This window comes from Lysinibacter cavernae, assembly GCF_011758565.1.
Classification (GTDB): Bacteria; Actinomycetota; Actinomycetes; order Actinomycetales; family Microbacteriaceae; genus Lysinibacter; species Lysinibacter cavernae.
In genome coordinates this window covers 19,226-39,440 of sequence record NZ_JAAMOX010000002.1, presented here as the reverse complement: position 1 = coordinate 39,440, position 20,215 = coordinate 19,226, and the positions used below count along the sequence as shown (strand labels likewise).

The window sequence follows — 20,215 nt, the reverse complement described above, 5'->3', positions numbered from 1 at the left end:
GATTCCGCCCGTCCAGGGTGGAACAGAGCGGGTACACTTGGGAGTTGTGTTGGAAAACTTTGAGCAGTATTCGCAGGCGTCGCTCTTCTCGGCCCTCCTCATTTACGCACTCGCGTTTATTTTTTATGCCGTGGATCTCGCAAACCGGGCCGGTGACGACGGCGCGACCAGCATCGCCGCGCCGCGCGACAGCGACCGCAGCAAGACCAAAGCAGTGCGCATTGGCTTCTCGCTGACCGTGCTCGGCTGGGTCTTCCACCTCGCCGCCACCGTGCTTCGGGGGCTTGAGGGCGGACGAGTTCCGTGGGCCAACATGTACGAGTTCTCGCTGACGGCCACGCTCGCGATCGTGACCATCTTCATCCTTGTGCAGTTTGTCTACGACCTCCGCTTCCTCGGCACGCTCATCACCGGGCTTGTGCTGGTCTTCCTCGGCCTCACCCGCATGAACTACTTCGTGTCATCGGTGCCGCTGCCACCTGCGCTCGATTCGTACTGGCTGGTCATCCACATCGTGGTCGCGGTGCTTGCCGTCGCGTTCCTGACGCTCAGCTTTGGGCTCTCAATCGCCCAGTTGCTGCAGGCTCGCCGCGAAAGCGTTCTCGCCGCCCAGGCGAAGGCCAACAAGGCGTCGGGGGCCACCGTTATGGCCTCGGCCGGTGCCTCAGGCTCGGTAGTCGTTGCAGACGGCCCTGCACTCACGGATGCTGCACGGACGGGCTCCGATGAGCCAGCTGGCAAGCGTCCCTCGAAGGCTCCGTTTGCGTTCCTCCGAAGCTTCCCAAACTCCAACGCTCTTGAGAACCTGAGCTACCGCATGGTCATTATCGGCTTTGTGTTCTGGACCTTCACCCTCATCGCCGGTTCCATCTGGGCCGAGCACGCGTGGGGCCGCTACTGGGGCTTTGACACCAAAGAGGTCTGGACCTTCATCATCTGGGTGCTTTACGCCGGCTTCATTCACGCCCGTGCAACACGCGGTTGGCGCGGAAACCGTTCGGCTTGGCTGTCGATCATTGCCTACTCGACCGTGATCTTCAACTTCACAATCGTGAACGTGTTCTTCAAGGGTCTGCACGCCTACTCGGGCCTACCAACAGGCTAGAACCCCACACCTCCGAACCTGGCATCGCCAATCGAGGTCGCAACAAATGCGCTGTTTCGCAGGAAACGCGACATGTTTTGCGACCTCGATTGTGTTGTGCGCGGGCATGAGCCACGGGCTAGGGGTGCCAGCCCCGAGCTTTCAATACCTCACGTACGTGACGAATCGTGGCCTCAGGGCTGATGAAGAGGCCCGCAGCTCGTACTCGTAGCACGCTCCAATCGCTGAGGGTGTACCGTTCAAGGCGCCACATGTCGTGCTCGTATTGGGCAGTGCGTGTTCTGTGCTGATCTCCGTCGTACTCGACTATGACCTTCCATTCGCGAAACACAAGATCTGCTCTGCCAATTCGCTGTCCATCTCGATCGCGGATGATCGGATTGAGTTCTGGTTCTGGAAGGCCAGCACCGATGAGGAGAAGTCTGAGCAGAGACTCGGGCCTCGAATCTGAGCCCTGGCGGATGTGCGTGAGCGCCTCTGCCGCTCGACGTTTCCCTCTGCCCCGATACTGATCCACAAGCAAGCCGAGCGATTCACGGGAGCTGAAGGGGCGTCCCCTCTCCGGGTATTCCGGTTCCCTTACAACGTAGTCACCAGCGGCAACCAGATCGGCATTCGTCAAGGCGTCATCCAGTGCGCAGAGTTGGAGCCATGTCGCCTCCGGTGTGCTGATGAGCACTGATCGCCTTCCAATCCGAAGCGTTGTTACTTCAGCAGTCGGTGCCGTCAAGCGGTGCCCAACAACACCAGCTGTTCTAGGGCTGTGACCTCGCTTGGTCGCGCTCACATGGAGGAGGGGGATCTTCACGTTATGCAGCGACGACTGGGTTGAGCTGGGAGCAAGCGACGGGCTTTGGAAAGCAGCCGCGTGCTGGGGAAGAGAGTGCTGCCTGAGTGATGTACGAGCTCCCTGATTGTTTTGCTGGGCACGATCGTGAAGCGCAGCAGAACCGTACGCGGAAGAAGGTAATGGCATTCCCCACAGCGCGCTAGCCGTCGTATGACTAAAGAACTGCCCTGCAGAAAGCCGGGGCGCATACGCTCGTGCAAGTTCCACAACGTGTCGTTCCGGGTACTCACTGACTGCATCCGCAGTGTTGGCTTCGGCCAACACCCTGACCCCGTGAAATGGGCTCACAAAATCTCGGTGTCGTAGCCGCCCGACGGTGAGCCCCACGGCACGTGCCTCATCGAGGGCGAATGGCTCGACCCCAAGCGACGGGGGAGGTAGCTCACGAGGTGACATCCTGGCAGCCTGTCACTTTTCGATGAGGGCTGCAGAAGTTATCCCCAGAAAAGCATCTGACGCCAATCGAGGTCGCAACAAATGCGCTGTTTCGCAGGAAACGCGACATGTTCTGCGACCTCGATTGTGTTGTGCGCGGGCTATTGTTCGAGGAGTTCGTAGGTGCGGCGGATGCGGGAAGCCCACCAGCCGGCGCGTTCGGTTGAGGCAGCATAGCTGGCCAAGAGCGTGTCGGAGGGGGCGACTCGTCGCACACGAAGTGCTCCATCCGACGGCAGCAGCGAGTCATCGGTGACGTCGCCCGCGAGTAGCGCGGCGGTGGCGAGTCCAGCCGCGAACGGCTGCTCGGGAAGTGCCGCTGCGAGGTGCAACCCCATCGAAATACCAACTGAAGTGTCAAGCGCGCTTGAGACGACGGTTGGTAGGCCAGCTTCGGCAGCGACTGCCATTGCCGTGTGGATGCCGCCGAGAGGTTGGGCCTTGATCACGACAACATCCGCTGCCCCGCGCCGCGCGACCTCAATCGGGTCGGATGCCTTTCGCACGCTTTCGTCCGCCGCAATGCGCACCGTGAGCCCGTCTGCCAGCACAAGCGCGCGAAGCTGCTCGAGCTCGCTCACGGTCGCGCACGGCTGCTCGACGTACTCGAGATTGAGCCCCTCGAGCGCGCGGATGGCCGTTAGCGCCTCCGCTACAGACCAGGCCCCGTTGGCATCGATCCGGATGTTGGCACCCTGACCCATGATTCGACGAACTTCGGCCACACGTGCAACATCGTCGTCGAGCGTTTGGCCTCGTTCGGCAACTTTGATCTTTGCGGTGGTGCAGCCGTCGAAGCGCGAGAGAATCTCGGCTACCTGCTCGGCGCCAACGGCCGGAACGGTCGCGTTGACGAGCACCCGATCCCGAATGAGCGGGGGCGTTGGCCGCCAGCCAAAATCGAGGGCAGCGGCAAGCCAACTTGCGGCCTCGATATCGTCGTATTCGAGGAAGGGCGAGAACTCGGTCCAACCCTCCGGCCCCTCAAAGAGCGCGGCCTCACGGGTGGTTATGCCGCGGAATCGTGTGCGAGTGGGAATGCTCACCACTCGAAGTGACGCGAGAATATCGCCGAGGGTGTGTGCCATGTACCTATTCTCTCACCGGCCGATTGACGGACGCTGATCCCTCGGTCGCCGGTAGGCTGAAGGGCATGGCTTCAGTAGTTTCAGAGATCTTTGACCCGGAGGCGTGGGTTGATGCACCCGGCAGCGCAAACCTCACCGACATCACGTACCACCATGATGTGACGGGGCGCATCGCCCGAATCGCGTTTAACCGCCCAGAGGTGCGCAACGCCTTCAGGCCCCACACGGTTGATGAGCTCTACGGTGCCCTTGAAGATGCCCGCACAAACCCGAAAATCGGCGTCGTTCTTCTTACCGGCAACGGGCCAAGCGCCAAGGACGGTGGCTGGGCGTTCTGCAGCGGTGGAGACCAGCGCATCCGTGGACGCGACGGTTATAAGTATTCCGACGATGTCACGGCATCCGGAATCGACAAAGCCAGGAGCGGGCGGCTCCACATCCTTGAGGTGCAGCGCCTGATCCGCTTCATGCCGAAGGTTGTCATCGCCCTTGTGCCAGGTTGGGCGGCCGGTGGTGGGCACTCGCTCAATGTTGTGTGCGACCTGAGCATCGCGAGCGAGGAGCATGCTCGCTTCAAGCAGACGGATGCCGATGTCGGCTCGTTTGACGCTGGCTACGGCAGCGCGTATTTTGCGAAGCAGATTGGGCAGAAGAACGCCCGCGAAATCTTCTTCCTCGCCCGTGAGTACAGCGCCCAGCGCGCGTATGAAATGGGCGCGGTGAACGCCGTTGTGCCGCACGAGCAGCTTGAGGCGACGGGCCTTGAGTGGGCCAACGAGATTCTTGGCAAATCGCCAACGGCAATCCGGATGCTCAAATATGCCTTTAACGCGGTTGACGATGGGCTCGTTGGGCAACAGATTTTTGCGGGGGAGGCCACCCGCCTCGCGTATGGAACCGACGAGGCCGTAGAGGGCCGAGACTCATTCCTAGAAAAGCGCGATCCCGACTGGAGTGAGTTTCCGTACCACTACTAACAAAGAAACACCGCTCACCCCCGTGAGGACAACCACTGACGATGAGGGGAACGCAATGATGCAACCAACGGTGACGACGCAGAACGGTGACGTGGTCGGGGAAGCGAGGGCCGACGGTATCCTCGTGTTCCGTGGCATTCCGTATGCGGAGCCGCCGTCGGGGGTCAACCGGTTTGAGCCGCCACAGCGGCGATGTCCGTGGGCTGAGCCGCTCGATGCGACTCGCTTCGGTGCCACGGCCCCACAACGAGACCTGAACGGGCCGCTCGCCGGCCTGATTCCAAACGTCGTCATTGAGGGCGACGACTATCTCAACCTCAACGTGTGGACGACGGCGACATCTGGTTCGCGGCCCGTGATGGTGTTTATCCATGGTGGCTCGTGGACGATGGGCTCCGGCGCGATTCCCGGGTACGACGGCGGACGGTTCGCGCGGGATGGGATCGTGTTTGTCTCGATCAATTATCGGCTCGCTGCCGACGGATTCCTGTGGTTCGGCGAGGGGACTGCCAACCTAGGCATCCTCGACCAGATCGCCGCGCTGGAGTGGGTGCGCGACAATGTTGCCCAGTTTGGTGGCGACCCAGAAAACGTGACGGTGTTTGGGGAATCCGCAGGTGGCATGAGCATCGGCGCCCTGCTGGCGATGCCAGCCGCAAACGGCCTCTTTCGCCGCGCGATCATGCAATCGGGCGCTGCCCACCATGCCATCAGCTCGTCGTCAGCGATTGCGGTTGCGAACCGCGTCGCTGACCTTCTTGGCGTTGAGCGGTCGCGCGAGGCGATCGCCAACGTCTCGCGGGATCGTCTTCGCGAGGCAGAGGCAACCGTTGCGGCCGAAGTTGCTAAGAAGCCGTCCAAAAAGCGCTGGGGTGATGTTGCGACCAACCGATTGCCGTTTGAGCCGGTGGTTGACGGGTTGACGCTTCCAGAGCGGCCAATCGATGCAATCGCCGGCGGGGCAGCCAACGGCATCGATCTTATGGTTGGGAACAACGCAGAGGAGGCGCTGTTTCTGTTGGTGCCGAGCGGTCGTCTCACGCGCATCCGCTCGTGGCTGTTGTACGCGGCAACGCTTCAGATCGGGCTGCCCCCGGTGAGGGCGGTTCGTGCGTACCGGGCCGCCTATCCAAGGGCCTCGGCAGGGGCAGCGTTTGGGCACATCCTGACGGACTGGTTCTACCGCATTCCGGCAATTCGAGTGGCCGAGGCCAAACCGGGAACACACGTCTACGAATTTGCTTGGCGCTCGCCAGCGTTTGAGAACACGCTTGGGGCGTGCCACGGAGTTGAGCTCCCGTTTGTCTTTGACAACTTGGACAGCCCAGATTGGGCCCTGCTGGTTGGCGCCGCGGCCCCACAATCTGTTGCCGACGATATCCACGGTGCCTGGGTGCGATTTGCCGCAACCGGCGACCCCGGTTGGCCGGCCTACGATGCCGAATCTCGGGCCGTCCGGCAGTTCGGACTCACCGGCGGAGTACTTCGGGACCCGCAACGGGAGACACGAATACTGTGGGATGGGCGGCGTTAGGCTGAGTGGATGACGATTCCACTTCGTGTGCTTGAGGTTGCAGAACCAGCGGATGTGCTCGCGCAGCTTGACGGCGTCCTCGCCGGTGATTTTGCGTTGCTTCCCGTGCCGTCTGGGACCAAACCTCCTACTGGCGTGCCGGCGACCGTTGACGCTGCGATCGGGCTCGTGATTCATACGTCCGGGTCAACGGGCACGCCAAAAAGCGTTGCCCTCGGACGAGAGGCGTTGATTGCGAGCGCGGAGGCAACTGCCGAGGCGCTCGGTGGTGTTGGGCAATGGGTTTCGGTTCTCCCCGCTCACCTCGTTTCTGGCATCCACACGCTGCTCCGGTCGACGCTGGCCGGAGTTCAGCCGGTTATCGGCCACCGCGGATCGTTTTCGCCAGCTGCTCTTCTTGATGATCTCGATCGGGCAACCGCCGAGAGGGTTTACGTTTCTCTGGTACCCGCCCAACTGCATCGGCTCATTGAGCACCTCGAAGCAACTCCGGCTGACCGGTTTCGCGCGGCAAGGTTTGCTGCGCTCCTCGTTGGGGGGCAGGGAGTTCCCCCTGCCTGGCTTGAGCGAGCCGGGCGGCTTGGACTTCCCGTCGTCCGTAGTTACGGGTCAACCGAGACGAGCGGAGGCTGCGTCTACGACGGCCGCGGCATTGGGGCCACAGTCGTGCGCATCAGCGATGGCGAGATACAGCTCTCCGGTCCAACGCTCGCGCGCGAATATCTTGGTGACCCCGCCAAAACCGCGGCGTCGTTTCTTTCGGATGCTCACGGTCGCTGGTACCGCACCGGAGACCTTGGCCGGCTTGACGACGGCGTCCTCACGGTGCTTGGCCGGCGAGATAATGTCATCATCAGCGGTGGCACAAATGTCGCACTCGACTCGGTTGAGCGAGTGGTGCGTGGCCTCGATGGCTACGCGGAGGCGGTTGTGCTTGGGGTCGACAGCGCAGAGTGGGGTCAGGTACCCGTTGTGGTTGTTCCGGAATCGGATGTGTCATCAGACCTCACGCAACTTCGACGCACCATCACGGATGCGCTCGGCCGCGCCGCAGCGCCGGCAAGAATCTTGCGGTTGCCAAGCATCCCCGAGCTCCCCGGCGGTAAACCCGACCGTGTGCTTATCGCTGACATGATACGGAATATACCGAGCGACGACGCCTGAATCTCGCCCGAAAACGGCACACGCGGAGCGACTGGCCCTAGACTGGCGGGTGGCAGAATGGAGAATTACCCGTGGCATCAAACTCTCGCAAACGATCTTTGCAGGCCCAACGACTCGCAGAGGTAAAGGCGCGATCCGCGCACGCCAAAAAAGCGAGTGGTAAAGGGCACCACATCCGGGTATCCCCGCAGCACCGCACCCCTGCCACCTTTGGCGATTGGGTCTCCGGCCTGCGGGCCCGCACGCTTCCCCTTGCGATCGCGCCCGTCGCGCTTGGTGCGGGTATTGCCTACATGCTCAAGTCGTTTGACCTCACCCTGAGTCTTCTTGCGCTTGTGGTGGCCCTTGCACTGCAGATCGGCGTGAACTTTGCAAATGATTACTCCGACGGAATCCGTGGAACTGACGCACATCGGGTCGGCCCGCAGCGCCTCACCGCCTCAGGCAAAGCCAAGCCCAAAACGGTATTGACGGTTGCCCTCTGCTGGTTTGCCATTGCTGCAATCGCAGGGCTCGTCATTGTGATCATCACGGGTCACTGGTGGATGCTCGCGGTTGGCGCCGTCGCTCTTCTCGCTGCCTGGTTCTACACGGGAGGCAAACGGCCCTACGGCTACGCCGGCCTCGGCGAGCTCATGGTCTTCATCTTCTTTGGCCTTGTTGCCACGATCGGAACCGTCTACATCCAGTCGACCGTTATTCCACAGGAGGCGTGGCTTGGAGCGGTCTCCATCGGGTTGCTTGCGGTTGCCACGTTGCTGGCAAACAACATCAGGGATATCCAAACCGATACGGTCGCGGGCAAGCGCACGCTCTCCGTACGCATCGGTGACCGAGCCTCGCGCATCCTCTATGTGGTCTGCATGTTGCTGCCGTTTGTTGGGACGGTTATCTTGGCGTTTGCCTACCCGCTCGCATACATCGTCTTCTTTGTCTTGCTGTTGGTACTTCCCGCCTGCCTCATCATGCTGACCGCGAAGACGCCGAAGGAATTGATTCTGGTCTTGAAGCTCACGACCTTATCCTCGCTCGCATTTGGGGTTGCGATGGGTGCCGCGATCGCATTTTAGCGCAGCACGGCTGGCCGACCCGTGGCACCGGGGTGCCCTAGGCTTAACCGTATGCCACAGACACGCAAACGGTTAGAAAGCGCAGGAGGTGTCACTTCCGCGCCGGAAAAGCTGCCGGCCGCGCCATCAAGATCGTTTACCGTCACGCGTTTCTTTGATAACGCCTTCTTTATTTTTGCCGGGGTGGCCTCTGTCTGGCTTGCCTGGCTTGTCCTCTCCGAGGGCTGGAGCTGGGGCTGGGGCCAGATTTGGTTCTACCTGCTGTTCTGGGTGGTGCTTGCCTACCTGGTGCTGCCTCGGCTGCACCGCATCCTGACCGAGATTTACGTTCCGAACTACTTCATCGGGCGTGCACGGACAAGCGACGGGCTGCTTGGCGATCCCGTAAACCTCGCGCTCACCGGCTCTGGCGAGCAAATTCACGAGGTGCTGAAGGCCGCCGGTTGGACGAGGGCCGACGAGGTCACTGCCGCGAGCAGCTGGCGCATCATCACCTCAACGATTCTTCGCCGCAGTTACGACGAGGCCCCCGTGAGCCCGCTCTTCCTCTTTGGGCATAAGCAAGATTTTGCGTATCAGCAAGAGGTTGAGGGTAATCCGGCCCGACGGCATCACGTGCGCTTCTGGAAATGCCCAGAGGGCTGGATGCTGCCAGGAGGGCATCAGGCGGATTGGCTCGCCGCCGGCACCTTCGACCGCTCGGTTGGGTTTTCGCTCTTTACCCTGCAGATTACACATAAGATCGACGCCGATACCGATGTGGAGCGCGACCACATCGTTGCGAGCATGATGCAGGCCAACGGTTCGACCAAGGTCCGGGTCATCAAGGATTTCTCCACGGGGTATCACTCCAGAAACGGCGGCGGTGACAGCATCACCACTGACGGCGATCTGCCGGTTATCGACGTGAATTTGGTTGAGGTGAGTGAGCCTGACGCCGACGCTCCATCCGACGTCGCCGAACTCACGGCGGATACGCCGAAGAGCGCGGCAATCGTGAAGCGGCCAATCTCCACCATTCTTGGCGCAGCGCTCGTCTTTTTCAGCGCGCTGTCCGGGTTTGCCTACGCAACCGGCATTCTGCTGACCTGGGATCAGTACCGAGACTCGCTCACGGTGTTGCTTGACGACCCAGACCTTGACAGCACCGAGATCCTCAACTTCACGGTTGCGACTATTGTCGTGATGTCGCTACTTGGCGGGATTTTTGAGCTTGTGTTTGGGACGTTGCTCTTTAGGGGGAGCAGCTGGGTCAGGGTCTGGCTCATGTCCGTCAGCGCCTTTGGCGTGGTGTTTCAAGCGATTGACTTCATGACGGGAGGGCCGAGCATCACGCTGAGTAACAACCTCCTGCAGGTCTCGCTGTACATCCTCATCTTGGTTGCCCTCTCGAGCCGGAGCGCGCGGGACTACGCAAGGCGCCCCCGGTCCTGACCAGAGAAACACGAATGCCCTCGTGAGATCGCAATAACGACGTCACGAGGGCACGAGCGTGAGCTAGGGGCGCTCGAATCCAACCGCGAGTTCGGCAAGGAGTCGCGCACCGAATCCGGTTGCGCCAATTGAACGCCACGAGGCATCCTTGTCGACCTTCATGGTTCCGGCGATGTCGAGGTGGGCCCACGGGATGCCGTCAACAAACTCGTTGAGGAACAGGGCTGCCGTGGTCGCGCCAGCATACTCGCCGCCGAGGTTGCTGATATCGGCAACATCGGATTTGAGCTGGTCTCGATAACGGTGGTCGAGCGGAAGCTGCCACGCGGTTTCGTCGGTGGTCTCCGCTGCCGCCTTGACCTGGTCAACAAAGCCCTGATTGTTGCCAAGCAGCCCGGCCATGTCTGGTCCGAGAGCCACAAGGCAAGCGCCAGTCAGCGTGGCGATATCGATGATGGCGTCCGGCTTTGTCTCTGACGCAAGCACGAGGGCGTCGGCCATGACAAGACGGCCTTCCGCATCGGTATTTTTCACCTCAACGGTTGTGCCGCCGCGGATGGTGAGCACGTCACCAAGCTTGGTGGCGCTTCCCGACGGCATGTTATCTGTGCACATCAGGTATCCGGTGACGGTCACGCTTGCGCCAAGCTCCTTCAGGACCGACATTGAAGCCAACACTGCTGCGGCACCCGACATATCCATCTTCATCGCAAGGTGCATGGCGTTTGACGGCTTGAGGCTGATTCCGCCCGAGTCGTACATGATGCCCTTGCCAACAAGCGCGAGGTGCCCCTTGCCGTTTTCTGGCCGGTACGTGAGCTTCACCATTCGTGGCTCTTCGGTGCTTCCGGCGTTGACGCCAAGCAAGCCGCCGCATCCAAGATCGATGAGCTGCTGGCGGTCAAAAACCTCAACCTCAAGGCCGGTCTGCGCGCCGATCGCGGTCGCAATTTCGCCCATCTTCACCGCGTTCAGGTGGCGAGGGGGAGTGTTGGCGAGGTCACGGGCGAGCGAGCCCGCACGCGAAAGGATGAGGCCGCGGGCGACGCCTTCGCGGACAGCGGCGTCGTTGGTTGCCTCATCGACCACAATCGTGAGGGATTCGAGCGGAGCGCTTTCCGGCTCAGATTTGAGGGCGTTGTAGCGGTAGCGAGCGAGTACGGCGCCCTCGGTGACAACCTGACCGGCAACGGCGGGGTCAATGCCTGAGCCAGAGAGTCCGCGAAGATCGAATGACAGGTGCCCGTGCTTACCAGCGGCCCGCGCAAAGGCAGCAGTTGCGTCGCGCAGCGTTGCGGGGGTGAGGGAATCGGGCGCCCCGATGCCAACAATGACCTTTGCCGCTCCCGTCGGCTGCGGCAGATTGAGCGTGCTGCCAACCGAACCGGTAAAGCCGGCGGCGATGAGCGACTCTCGGTTGAATCCAACGGCCTCTGCGACCGGGCCCTCAGACGCTACGGCGATTGCGACGGCATCAGCTGTTGCGGGGATGCCCGTTGCGACCGTAACGTCGACGGTTTGGCTGAGCGAAGGCGCAGGATCAAAGGATGGATCAATTACAACTGTCATGTATTCCTCCGGGGGTGTGCGATCACAACACGGGCCGTTGCCCGGTCTGCGGTGACTGGCGGCATCGGTGAATGAAGCATTCAACCGAATAGCTCTAGCCTAGAGCGTCACAGGCCGAGGAGGAGAAAAATAGTAAGCAGCGTTGGTGTTGAACTAGTCTCGGGATGAGTTGGGCTCATCGGCGCGCGAATCGTTTGTGTTGTCGCGCTCTGTGTTGGACTCGTCTTTCGTGGCATCCGTGATGTCGGCAGCGGCAGCGGCAACGTCGCTTGGAGCTGAATCATCAAGGATGGCGTCCTCGGTGATGTCGTCTTCTGTGCGGTCGCGGTTACGCCAGTCGTAGATGGTCTCTGAGGCGTCGTCGCGGATGTTGCGAAGGAAGATGACCGAGAGTGAGAACGCGATGAGCGTTGCGAAGATTGCGGCGACCCACAGCTGGAACCCGATGAGGCTCAGAATGACGAGCGGCACAGCAAAAAATGCCAGGCGGGCGAGGGTATAAACGATCCAGGTTTTGCGTGCGGTCACCGAGACAGTCTACCCCCAGGCAACCTGGACCACAGCCGAGTAGCATGGAGTCATGGTTCGTGTGTGGGTAGCTCTTGTTGTAGTTGCCGTTATTTTCACTTTGTATGCACTGGTGGATGCGGCAATGGCTGATCCGAAGCGCGCTCGCGGCGTTTCAAAACCCATTTGGATCGTTGTGATCGTGTTGCTGCCAGTTGTTGGCGGCGCGCTCTGGTTCACCCTCGGTCGTGGCAAGCTGCAACAACGGCGTGTACTCGCACCAGATGACGACCCGAGCTTTATCGGGAAGACCGATCCAGACCTCGACGAGCGCATCCGCGACATCGAGCGGGAGCTTGCTGCCCTCGACGAAGAGACCTTTACCGACCCGCGCAAGACGCCGCCATCCGACGAGGTTGACGCAGGCGACGCTGCTCCCGATGGCTCGGCCGACCCTGCACAGGCTGCGCCTGCAAACGACGAACCGAACCAAAGCATCCCTACTGACGGCTCCGACCCGGAGGCAGACCGACCCAACGGGTCACGCTCAGCAGATGACTAGCGCCCCAGCGAGCGACTTTGCCGCTGCCCTTCTCGCGACGCTTATTCACGAGGGTGTGCGAGACGTTGTTGTGTGTCCTGGCTCACGGTCGCAAGCGATTGCGCTTGCCGCGGCAGCATTTGAAGCGGAAAACGCGTTGTCTGTACACGTTCGAGTTGACGAGCGCTCTGCCGGATTTTTTGCCCTTGGCCTTGCCCGTGAGCTTGGGCGGCCAGTAGCCGTCGTCACCACGAGCGGCACCGCTGTGGCGAACCTCCACCCGGCCGTACTTGAGGCGCACCACTCGTTGGTCCCGCTCATCGTGATTACGGCAGACCGGCCCGACCAGATGCGCGGTATCCGCAGCAACCAGACGACGCATCAGGCCCACCTGTTTGGTGAGGCAAATCGCTGGAGCATCGATCATCCCGCCCCGGTTGGCGCTGCAGACGAAGCGAAACAGGCTCGCCAGATTGCGATCAGGGCCGTTGCCGAATCGCTTGGAGTCGTGACGCGCAATCCCGGCCCCGTGCAGCTCAACCTCGCGTTTGTTGAGCCGCTCTCAGGCTCGATTCCGGATGCCGCAGCCGCACTCGCCGCCGCAGCGGAGGGGCTGAAGGCTGATGCCGCCGCTGCTGAGCTGCTCGGCGATGTGGAGCTTGAGCTGAGCGATGCGGTCGCAACTGACGATTTTGACGAGGTCTCCGCAGACCTCGGCATCGAGCATGATCCGCACCTCGGAGATGGATTTGCACACGTTGATTCCGTGATGCTGTCGGCTGTCGGTTGGCCAGACCCGCGGATCGACGCCTACGTTCATGACGACTCCCGGGTCTCCGTTGTTGTTGCTGGCACGGGGGCAGGAGCTGAAGCTGAGTCGTTCGCCCGAAGTGCAGGGCTCCCATTGCTCGCTGAGGTCTCAAGCGGTGCCCGCTTCGGACGCGAGACGATTGTGCACTACCGCGAATTGCTTCGCGAGCCAGAGGTGCTTGAACAGATCGAACGCGTCATCGTGTTTGGACATCCGACACTCAGCCGCGAGATTCCGCAACTGATTGCCAGGCCTGGCGTCGAAACGATTGTTATCGCTCCTATCGGCAACGAACTCTATAACCCAGGGCACCAAGCGACGGTCTTCGCGAGGGCAGCTGTGGTCGCCGAGGGCTACGATAAGTCGGTTGGTCGGTCGTGGCTTGGGCTCTGGGTGGTTAACGACCGCGCCCTCATCGCCGAGACAACAACCGTGCATGAACCAAACCTTGATGCCGCTCGCGAGACGGGGTACAAGGAACGCTCAGAGTACGCAAAGGCCCAGGTCGCCGTGTTGCGCGAGCCGGTCAGTAGGGAGCTGCTCACCGAATCCGTCTGGCGGGCAACCTGGCCGCATGATCGCCTCGTTGTTGGTGCATCGCGACTCGTGCGGGTGCTCGACGGTATTGCTCCTGGGCGCAACATTCGAGTGATCTCGAACCGCGGCCTCGCAGGCATCGACGGAACCGTTGCCACCGCGCTCGGAGTGGCAGACGGCAGCCAGCGAGGCGAGCAGCCCGGTGCCACACGGGTCATCCTCGGCGACCTCACCCTGCTGCACGATGTTGGTTCGCTCCTACTCACCGAAGGCGAAGCCGTTCCACGGCTGCAACTGTTTGTTGGTAACGATAACGGCGGAACCATTTTTGACGGTCTTGAGGTTGCCGCAACCGCGCCTCCGTCGCTGTTTGACCGGGTGATGTTGACGCCACATGCGGTCTCGATTGAATCGCTTGCCACCGCCTACGGCTGGTCGTACACGCGTGTCACAAACAGGGGTGAGCTTGAGAAGCTGCTGACGGTTCCGGTGACAGGGCCGAGCCTTGTCGAGGTGTCACTGCCTCGCTAGCGTCGGCCCTTGCTTGCTGTTACTTTCGCGCGAGGATCTCGCCGTGCGGCATCGACATCCAGCCGTCTGCATCGTCGGCCCATGCTCGCCAAGCCTTACTGATTGTATGCAGCTGCTCTTCTGTCGCAAATCCGCGTCCAACGGCATCGCCTGCGAATGCGGACTGCAACGCGCGGGCTTCCCACATGCTGCCCCACCACTCACGGTCAGTATCGTTTGCAAAACACCAGATTGAGGCGACGGCCTCAACCTCAGAGAAACCAACCTGGTTGACCCACGCCTTGAGATGGCGGCCGGCGTTTGGCTCGCCGCCGTTGCTGCGATGGACCTGCTGGTACACGTCTTGCCAGAGTGTGAGTCCATCGGACTCCGGATACGTGATGGTGCCCGCATAGTCGGCGTCGCGAACGGCGAGTAGCCCGCCAGGTTTGAGGACGCGGTGCATTTCCCTGAGCGCGGCCACCGGGTCGGCAAGGTGCTGCAGGGTTTGGTGCGAGTGAACGATGTCGAAGGACTCGTCGTCGTAGGGGAGCGCATAGGCGTCCCCGACCACAAAGGTGACGTTCTCGGTGCCCTGCTCAGTCGCATGGGAAGTTGCCTTCTCGATGACCTCGGCAGCAGCGTCAAGGCCGATGACCTCGGCGGGTGCAAGCGCATCCGCAAACTCAACGGTGATCGTTCCAGGCCCGCAGCCGATATCAAGCAGCGAGAGGCCAGAGGCAAGGAACGGGCGCAGGTATTCTGCCGAGTTCTCGATGGTTCGCCAGCTGTGCGATTTCAGTACGCTGGCGTGGTGGCCGTGGGTATAGCGTTCGTTGCTGCGGGTTGTCATGACCCCATGCTAGCGCCGGGGTGTTGGGCCAGCGCTATCCGAGTGCGTCGATGATCGGCTGCAACTTGATGTTGGTCTCTTCGTATTCCGTTTGGGGATCGCTGCCGGATACTATGCCGCCGCCGGCATATGCGGTGACGACGTTGTTGCTGTCGATCTGGGCACAGCGAAGGGCAACAGCCCATTGTCCGTCACCGGAGGCGTCAAGCCAGCCGACGGCGCCGGCGTAGCGACCGCGATCAAACGGTTCGAGCTCGGCAATCAGGGCTACTGCGTCTGGGGTCGGGGTGCCGGCAATCGCGGCCGTCGGATGGAGGGCAGCAACCAGGTCGAGCGAGGTTGCCGCGCTCGTGAGCGTGGCCTCGATGTCCGTTGCGAGGTGCCAGAGGTTTGGGAGCTTCAGGGTGAACGGCATTTCGCTTGCGACAACGTCAGTCACATACGGGGTCAACGCCTCTTGCACGCTGCGCACGGCAAACTCGTGTTCCTCAAGATTCTTGCGGCTGGTGGCAAGCGCGATTGAGGTGACCTCGTCGCTCTGCCCGTCGCGACCACGAGGCATCGTTCCAGCGAGCACCCTTGCGTTCGCGGTTCCATCAAGCGAGCGGATGAGCGTTTCAGGGCTTGCGCCAAAGAAACCGTCGACCGCAAAGGTCCAGCAGCTGGGATAGCCGCGCGCAAGATCGCAGAGCGGGCGGCGAAGGTCAGCGCCCGCCGGGAGCTTGGCAACTACATCCCTTGCCAAGACCACCTTGCTGAGGTCGCCACGGTCGATGCGGCTCGTCGCATCGGCAACGGCGGCTTTGAAACCGTCGGGGGTCATACTGCCGGTGCGCAGATTTACCCGGAACTCCGGGCCGTAGGCCGTTGCGGTTGGCAACGGGTCAAAATCTGTCTCCGACGCCAAGCGGATGCGCGTGACCCACGAGGTGCCGTCAACAAATCCGATGATGGTGCGCGGTACGCGCAGCACGCTTGTTTGGGCGGAATGATCTGCAAACGTAAACGCGCCGAACGCAATGAGGCCGGTGCCAAGGGTATTGACTTGGTTATCAATGACGGCGTTGGCGACGAGGCGCCGCCAGGCGTCTGCAGCGTCATGGAACCGCGAGGCTCCCGAAAACTCGAGGCGCACGGCAGTGCCGATGCCGGCGATGCCGTGGCCCTCGCGCATCCATAATTGGGGATCGCTTGGATCCAGGTGCGCAAGAAGGCTGAGCGTGCTGCTCGCTAGAACGGTTTGAACCCGCAACTGGGGCGTAGGTTGCCCTGAAGATGTCACCTCACCACTTTACTCGCAATTCTGTGAGCTGGCTGCGGCCAGAGCGGAGGCACAAAAAAGGGTTGTGACGAGAACACCCGTCACAACCCCTTCGTGGCAGAACTCGCTAGTTCGTAGCGCCCGCGGTGACCTTCGCCGCCTTGGCCGCGCGCTTCTGCAGCTTGCGCTCCTGCCTGCCCTCAAAGAGCTGGTAAAGCACCGGTACCAGGATGAGCGTGAGCGCCGTTGACGAGATGAGCCCGCCAATCACAACAATCGCAAGGTCCTGCGAAATGAATCCGCTCGAGCCGGTCACTCCGAGCGCCATCGGGATGAGCGCGAAGATCGTTGCGAGCGCCGTCATCAGGATCGGGCGGAGCCGCTGCCTCGCCCCGTTGAAGACGGCGTCGTGAACGTTCTGCCCCTGCTTTCGATACTGGTTGACCAGATCGATGAGCACAATCGCGTTGGTCACCACAATGCCGATCAGCATGAGCATTCCGATGAGTGCCGAGATGCCAAGCGGCTTGCCGGTGATGAGCAGCAAGACGATTGCTCCGGTTGCGGCAAATGGCACGGAGACCAGCAGGATGAGCGGCTGGATCAGCGAGCGGAACGCGGCAACCATGATGAGGTACACAATTGCGATTGCAACGAGCATGGCGAGGCCAAGCTGCTGGAAGGATTCACCCTGCAGCTCCGCGACGCCGCCAAGCGTTGCCTTGACTCCGGCAGGAAGCTTGAGGTCGTCGAGTTCCTGCTGCACTGCGGCGGTCACCTGTCCGAGCTCGCCCTCGTTTGGTAGGAGTGAGATCGTGGCAACCAGATCGCCTGCCTGGCGCGTGATGGCGCTCGGAACGGAAACCTTTTCAACAGAGGCCAGCTCCGAGAGTGGCATCATGCCAGCCATGGTTGGCAGCAGTGTTGCTTCGAGTTCTTCAACCGTGGTTGGGACGGTTCCTGCGTCAACATAGATCTTGTAGTCGTTGCCTTCGACACGGAGTGATCCAACGCTCTGCGGGGAAAGCGTGCCTGCCACGATGCCAACAACCTGCATCTCGGTGAGGCCCTGTTCGAGCGCCTTGGTGCGGTCGACCACAATCTGCAGGGTGGGAAGCGCTGCCTCGCGGTCAGTGGTGACCTCGACGGTGTGCTTGGTGTCCTTGAGCGCCGCGTACACGTCGTCGGCAGCCGAAGCAAGGTCCTGCTCGTTTGCCGCCGTGACGATGACGTCGACGCTTGAGGAGAATCCGGCGCCGCCCGTTTCGGGAAGCGTGATGGTGCCGGCATCCGTGATCTTGGCAAGTGAATTGCGCACGTCATCCTTGAGCGCAACCTGGTCGGCGCCCTTATCGGTGTTGACGATGAACGTTGCCGTTCCGCCGCCTCCGCCGAGCATCGCCGAGAGCCCGCCTCCGCCAGATCCGGCCGTAAGCATGACATCGTCGACGCCGTTAATCGCGAGCAGGGAGTCCTCGACTTCGCCCGCTTTGTCGCTGATCGTGTCGAGGTCGGTGCCTGCCTCGAACTCCTGGGTCACCATGATCATGTTTTGACCCGTGCTGCCAAGGAAGTCAACCTTCAAGAGGGGGACAAGCGAAACCGTGATGACGAGCAAGAGCACGGAAGAGATCAGGGTCACGACGGGGCGACGCTGGGTAGAACGCAGGATGGGCTTATAGGCCCGCTGCAGCCATCCGTTGTGCTCCTTCTCTTCGGCCGCATTGCGGATGGCCTCAAGGTCTTGGCTGCCGTCTGGCGACTTGATGAACCAGTACGAGAGCACTGGAACGATCGTGAGGGCCACAAAGAGCGATGAGATCATTGCGATGCCGACGGTCATGGCAAACGGCACAAAGAGTTCGCCGACCATGCCGCCAACGAGAGCGATAGGCAGGAACACGGCAACGGTTGTGAGCGTGGATGCCGTGATCGCGCCGGCTACCTCGCGCACACCGGCGAGGATGGCAGTGATCTTCTCTTCGCCGTAGCTCAGGTGCCGCTTGATGTTCTCGATGACCACGATTGAGTCGTCAACAACACGACCGATCGCGATCGTGAGCGCGCCCAGCGTGAGCATGTTGAGCGAGTAACCGCCCAGGTTGAGCCCGATGAAGGTGACCAGAACTGAGAGCGGAATCGAGATCGCGGTCACGAGGGTCGAGCGAACCGAGAGCAGGAAAACGAGGATGACGATGACCGCAAAGAGCAGCCCGAGCAAACCCTCGATCGCGAGATGCTCAATCGATTCCTCGATGAACGGCGCCTGATCGAAGAGCACGGTGATCTCGGCGTTCTCACCAAGGTCTGCGGTGAGGTCAGCCAGCTTGTCGTTGACCGCGTGCGAGATCGCGACGGTGTCGCCGTCCGAGGTGGCCGTAATAGAGATGGAGAGAGCTTCTTCGCCGTTGGTTCGGGTGATTGACGTTTTGGGTTCGGTCACAAATTCGACTGTGGCGATGTCGCCAAGGGTGACAACGGTGCCTGGCTGGGTGGTGCTTGCGAGCGGAAGGCTCTTCAACTCGTCAAGGTTGGTGATGGCGGTGCCGCCCTGAACGGGGAGGAGCTCGCCGTCGGCGGTAATGCTGCCAACCGGCATGGTGAAGCCGTTTGATTCGAGTGCGGTCCCAATGTCCTGCGGGCTGATGCCTGCCATCGCAAGCGACATCATGTCTGGCGTGATCGTGATGCGCTGCACCTCTGCACCGCTGACCGCGGCTGACCGCACGCCTTCGATCTCTTCGAGCTGCGGCACGATGGTGTCGTTGAGCCTGGTTGAAATCTCGCTTGAGCTGAGACCGCTCGCGGATGCAGTGAGGAACATGACCGGCATGTCGGCGATGCTGCCGGCGAGCACCTCAGGCTTGGCGTCGGTGGGGAGCGTTGCTTTGACGCCGTCGATGGCGTCTTGTAGCGTGCGCTTAAACTCGGCAGCGTCGACGCCGTAGGTGTACGACACCGACAGCGTGGAGACGGAGCTTGACGAGTTTGCGATGACTTGCTCAACATCAGGGAGACCCTTGACCGCCTGAGACAGGGGGAGGCTGATCTGTTCGTCGATGACCTCTGGGCTTGCGCCTGGCAGCGTTGTCAACACGGTGGTTTGGGGGAGGCTGATCGATGGAATGAGCTCTTGCTTGAGGCTCGTCATCGAGAACAGGCCTACGCCGGCAATCAGCAGGGTAATGAGCGCGACGAGCGCTCTGTTCGCCAGACTAAATCGGGCAAGTCGATACATAGGGGGTAACCGCCATCGAGGGTTGTGCGCAGCGCGCAATTGATTCGTACCAGGCTAAGCTTAGTGCGAGGCTATGTATCTGTCCTGAGTGTCACATGTGTGCGGGGGCGGCAGAGTCCCGGCTACGATTGAGGCCTGAACGCAGTTGGTAATTCCCGGCACGTTCGCCCGCAAGGAGAATCCAGTGTCACCCGATGAACACCGCGTCAGCGAAGCTGCCGAGCGCGACGAGCTCCTCAGTACGCTCCTCGAGCTGCAAAAGAATATGGAGACCACCGTGCTCCCGCAGGTGGTTGAGCCCCTGCTCAAGACCCCACTGACGATTCAGCAGCTGAAAGTGTTGCTCATTCTGGTCACCGAGGTTGACGAAAATACCGTGCAGGGCCTTGCCACGCTGCTCGACGTTTCGCTCGCGACGATGTCCGGCATCCTCGACCGTCTCTCCAATCACGGCATGGTCCAGCGGTCATCGGATGTGCACGATCAGCGGGTGCGCCGCATTAACGCAACCGCCGATGGAAGGGCCGCAATACGGTCACTCATGCTCGCGCAGTCCACGATGGATGTTGGGCCGCTTGGGCGGCTCACCACTGACGAGCTCCGGGCGCTCGCGGTTGGCATGAGCGCCTACCTGCGGGAAGCCGCGGTTCAGGTGCAGGGCGAGCCGCGCGCGGAAGAATAGGTCGGGTCCCAAATCGGGTTCAGAGGTGTGTGTTCGCTGTGGGGATAGT

The 20,215-nt window shown here is 61.4% G+C and carries 16 protein-coding genes; 9 read left to right on the top strand and 7 right to left on the bottom strand.

The annotated features are described in order from the left end of the window. The first annotated feature begins 46 nt into the window (after positions 1-46). On the top strand, positions 47-1,105 hold the full coding sequence (gene ccsB / locus FHX76_RS09705) for a c-type cytochrome biogenesis protein CcsB (protein WP_386761860.1): 1,059 nt from the start codon (positions 47-49) through the stop codon (positions 1,103-1,105). A 118-nt stretch (positions 1,106-1,223) separates the two neighbouring features. Here the strand turns inward: ccsB and FHX76_RS09700 are convergent, their stop codons facing one another. Then, positions 1,224-1,784: a DUF559 domain-containing protein gene (locus FHX76_RS09700; RefSeq protein WP_167150507.1), complete on the bottom strand. Its 561-nt coding sequence runs from the start codon at positions 1,782-1,784 to the stop codon at positions 1,224-1,226. A 707-nt stretch (positions 1,785-2,491) separates the two neighbouring features. Continuing rightward, complete coding sequence (locus tag FHX76_RS09695) at positions 2,492-3,478, bottom strand: o-succinylbenzoate synthase (protein ID WP_167150506.1); 987 nt, start codon at positions 3,476-3,478, stop codon at positions 2,492-2,494. Positions 3,479-3,543: 65 nt separating this feature from the next. On the opposite strand from FHX76_RS09695, the gene FHX76_RS09690 reads away from it, so the two are divergent. The 5 genes from FHX76_RS09690 (at position 3,544) to FHX76_RS09670 (ending at position 9,657) form a co-directional block, all read left to right on the top strand. Continuing rightward, positions 3,544-4,455 (top strand): 1,4-dihydroxy-2-naphthoyl-CoA synthase, encoded by a 912-nt coding sequence (locus tag FHX76_RS09690; protein WP_167150505.1) that lies wholly within the window; start codon positions 3,544-3,546, stop codon positions 4,453-4,455. A gap of 55 nt (positions 4,456-4,510) precedes the next feature. After that, positions 4,511-5,989, top strand: coding sequence for a carboxylesterase/lipase family protein (locus FHX76_RS09685; protein ID WP_208402645.1), 1,479 nt, complete (start codon positions 4,511-4,513; stop codon positions 5,987-5,989). Positions 5,990-5,998: 9 nt separating this feature from the next. Beyond that, on the top strand, positions 5,999-7,153 hold the full coding sequence (locus tag FHX76_RS09680; RefSeq protein WP_167150504.1) for an AMP-binding protein: 1,155 nt from the start codon (positions 5,999-6,001) through the stop codon (positions 7,151-7,153). 71 nt (positions 7,154-7,224) lie between these two features. After that, positions 7,225-8,223 carry a 1,4-dihydroxy-2-naphthoate polyprenyltransferase gene (locus FHX76_RS09675; RefSeq protein ID WP_386761864.1) on the top strand — a complete coding sequence of 333 codons (999 nt, stop codon included), beginning with the start codon at positions 7,225-7,227 and terminating at the stop codon, positions 8,221-8,223. A gap of 51 nt (positions 8,224-8,274) precedes the next feature. Further along, the gene (locus FHX76_RS09670; protein ID WP_243848764.1) at positions 8,275-9,657 is read left to right on the top strand and encodes an LssY C-terminal domain-containing protein; all 1,383 of its coding nucleotides are present in this window, start codon (positions 8,275-8,277) and stop codon (positions 9,655-9,657) included. A gap of 63 nt (positions 9,658-9,720) precedes the next feature. Here FHX76_RS09670 and FHX76_RS09665 read toward each other — a convergent pair whose 3' ends face one another. Further along, positions 9,721-11,226: a leucyl aminopeptidase gene (locus FHX76_RS09665; protein ID WP_167150503.1), complete on the bottom strand. Its 1,506-nt coding sequence runs from the start codon at positions 11,224-11,226 to the stop codon at positions 9,721-9,723. 153 nt (positions 11,227-11,379) lie between these two features. Further along, on the bottom strand, positions 11,380-11,754 hold the full coding sequence (locus FHX76_RS09660; protein WP_167150502.1) for a DUF4229 domain-containing protein: 375 nt from the start codon (positions 11,752-11,754) through the stop codon (positions 11,380-11,382). Between the two features lie 52 nt (positions 11,755-11,806). Here FHX76_RS09660 and FHX76_RS09655 point away from each other — a divergent pair, with 52 nt between their 5' ends. Both FHX76_RS09655 and menD read left to right on the top strand, forming a co-directional pair. Then, positions 11,807-12,295, top strand: a complete 489-nt coding sequence (locus tag FHX76_RS09655; RefSeq protein ID WP_167150501.1) for a PLDc N-terminal domain-containing protein — start codon at positions 11,807-11,809, stop codon at positions 12,293-12,295. Further along, positions 12,288-14,153: a 2-succinyl-5-enolpyruvyl-6-hydroxy-3-cyclohexene-1-carboxylate synthase gene (menD, locus tag FHX76_RS09650; protein ID WP_167150500.1), complete on the top strand. Its 1,866-nt coding sequence runs from the start codon at positions 12,288-12,290 to the stop codon at positions 14,151-14,153. The genes FHX76_RS09655 and menD overlap by 8 nt, the downstream gene beginning before the upstream one ends. A gap of 19 nt (positions 14,154-14,172) precedes the next feature. Here menD and FHX76_RS09645 read toward each other — a convergent pair whose 3' ends face one another. The 3 genes from FHX76_RS09645 to FHX76_RS09635 form a co-directional block, all read right to left on the bottom strand. Next, positions 14,173-14,985: a class I SAM-dependent methyltransferase gene (locus FHX76_RS09645; protein WP_167150499.1), complete on the bottom strand. Its 813-nt coding sequence runs from the start codon at positions 14,983-14,985 to the stop codon at positions 14,173-14,175. 34 nt (positions 14,986-15,019) lie between these two features. Beyond that, positions 15,020-16,267: an isochorismate synthase gene (locus FHX76_RS09640; protein WP_341777922.1), complete on the bottom strand. Its 1,248-nt coding sequence runs from the start codon at positions 16,265-16,267 to the stop codon at positions 15,020-15,022. A 106-nt stretch (positions 16,268-16,373) separates the two neighbouring features. Then, entirely contained in the window at positions 16,374-19,484 is a 3,111-nt protein-coding gene (locus FHX76_RS09635) for an efflux RND transporter permease subunit (RefSeq protein ID WP_167150498.1), read from the bottom strand. Positions 19,485-19,668: 184 nt separating this feature from the next. Here FHX76_RS09635 and FHX76_RS09630 point away from each other — a divergent pair, with 184 nt between their 5' ends. Next, entirely contained in the window at positions 19,669-20,166 is a 498-nt protein-coding gene (locus FHX76_RS09630) for a MarR family transcriptional regulator (protein WP_167150497.1), read from the top strand. Positions 20,167-20,215: the final 49 nt, after the last annotated feature.

Bases quoted from the DNA above. Each gene is read 5' to 3' on its own strand.
- FHX76_RS09695 (WP_167150506.1), bottom strand. From the start codon at position 3,478: ATGGCACACACCCTCGGCGATATTCTCGCGTCACTTCGAGTGGTGAGC.
- FHX76_RS09690 (WP_167150505.1), top strand. From the start codon at position 3,544: ATGGCTTCAGTAGTTTCAGAGATCTTTGACCCGGAGGCGTGGGTTGAT.
- FHX76_RS09685 (WP_208402645.1), top strand. From the start codon at position 4,511: ATGATGCAACCAACGGTGACGACGCAGAACGGTGACGTGGTCGGGGAA.
- FHX76_RS09680 (WP_167150504.1), top strand. From the start codon at position 5,999: ATGACGATTCCACTTCGTGTGCTTGAGGTTGCAGAACCAGCGGATGTG.
- FHX76_RS09670 (WP_243848764.1), top strand. From the start codon at position 8,275: ATGCCACAGACACGCAAACGGTTAGAAAGCGCAGGAGGTGTCACTTCC.
- FHX76_RS09665 (WP_167150503.1), bottom strand. From the start codon at position 11,226: ATGACAGTTGTAATTGATCCATCCTTTGATCCTGCGCCTTCGCTCAGC.
- FHX76_RS09655 (WP_167150501.1), top strand. From the start codon at position 11,807: ATGGTTCGTGTGTGGGTAGCTCTTGTTGTAGTTGCCGTTATTTTCACT.
- menD (WP_167150500.1), top strand. From the start codon at position 12,288: ATGACTAGCGCCCCAGCGAGCGACTTTGCCGCTGCCCTTCTCGCGACG.
- FHX76_RS09645 (WP_167150499.1), bottom strand. From the start codon at position 14,985: ATGACAACCCGCAGCAACGAACGCTATACCCACGGCCACCACGCCAGC.
- FHX76_RS09635 (WP_167150498.1), bottom strand. From the start codon at position 19,484: ATGTATCGACTTGCCCGATTTAGTCTGGCGAACAGAGCGCTCGTCGCG.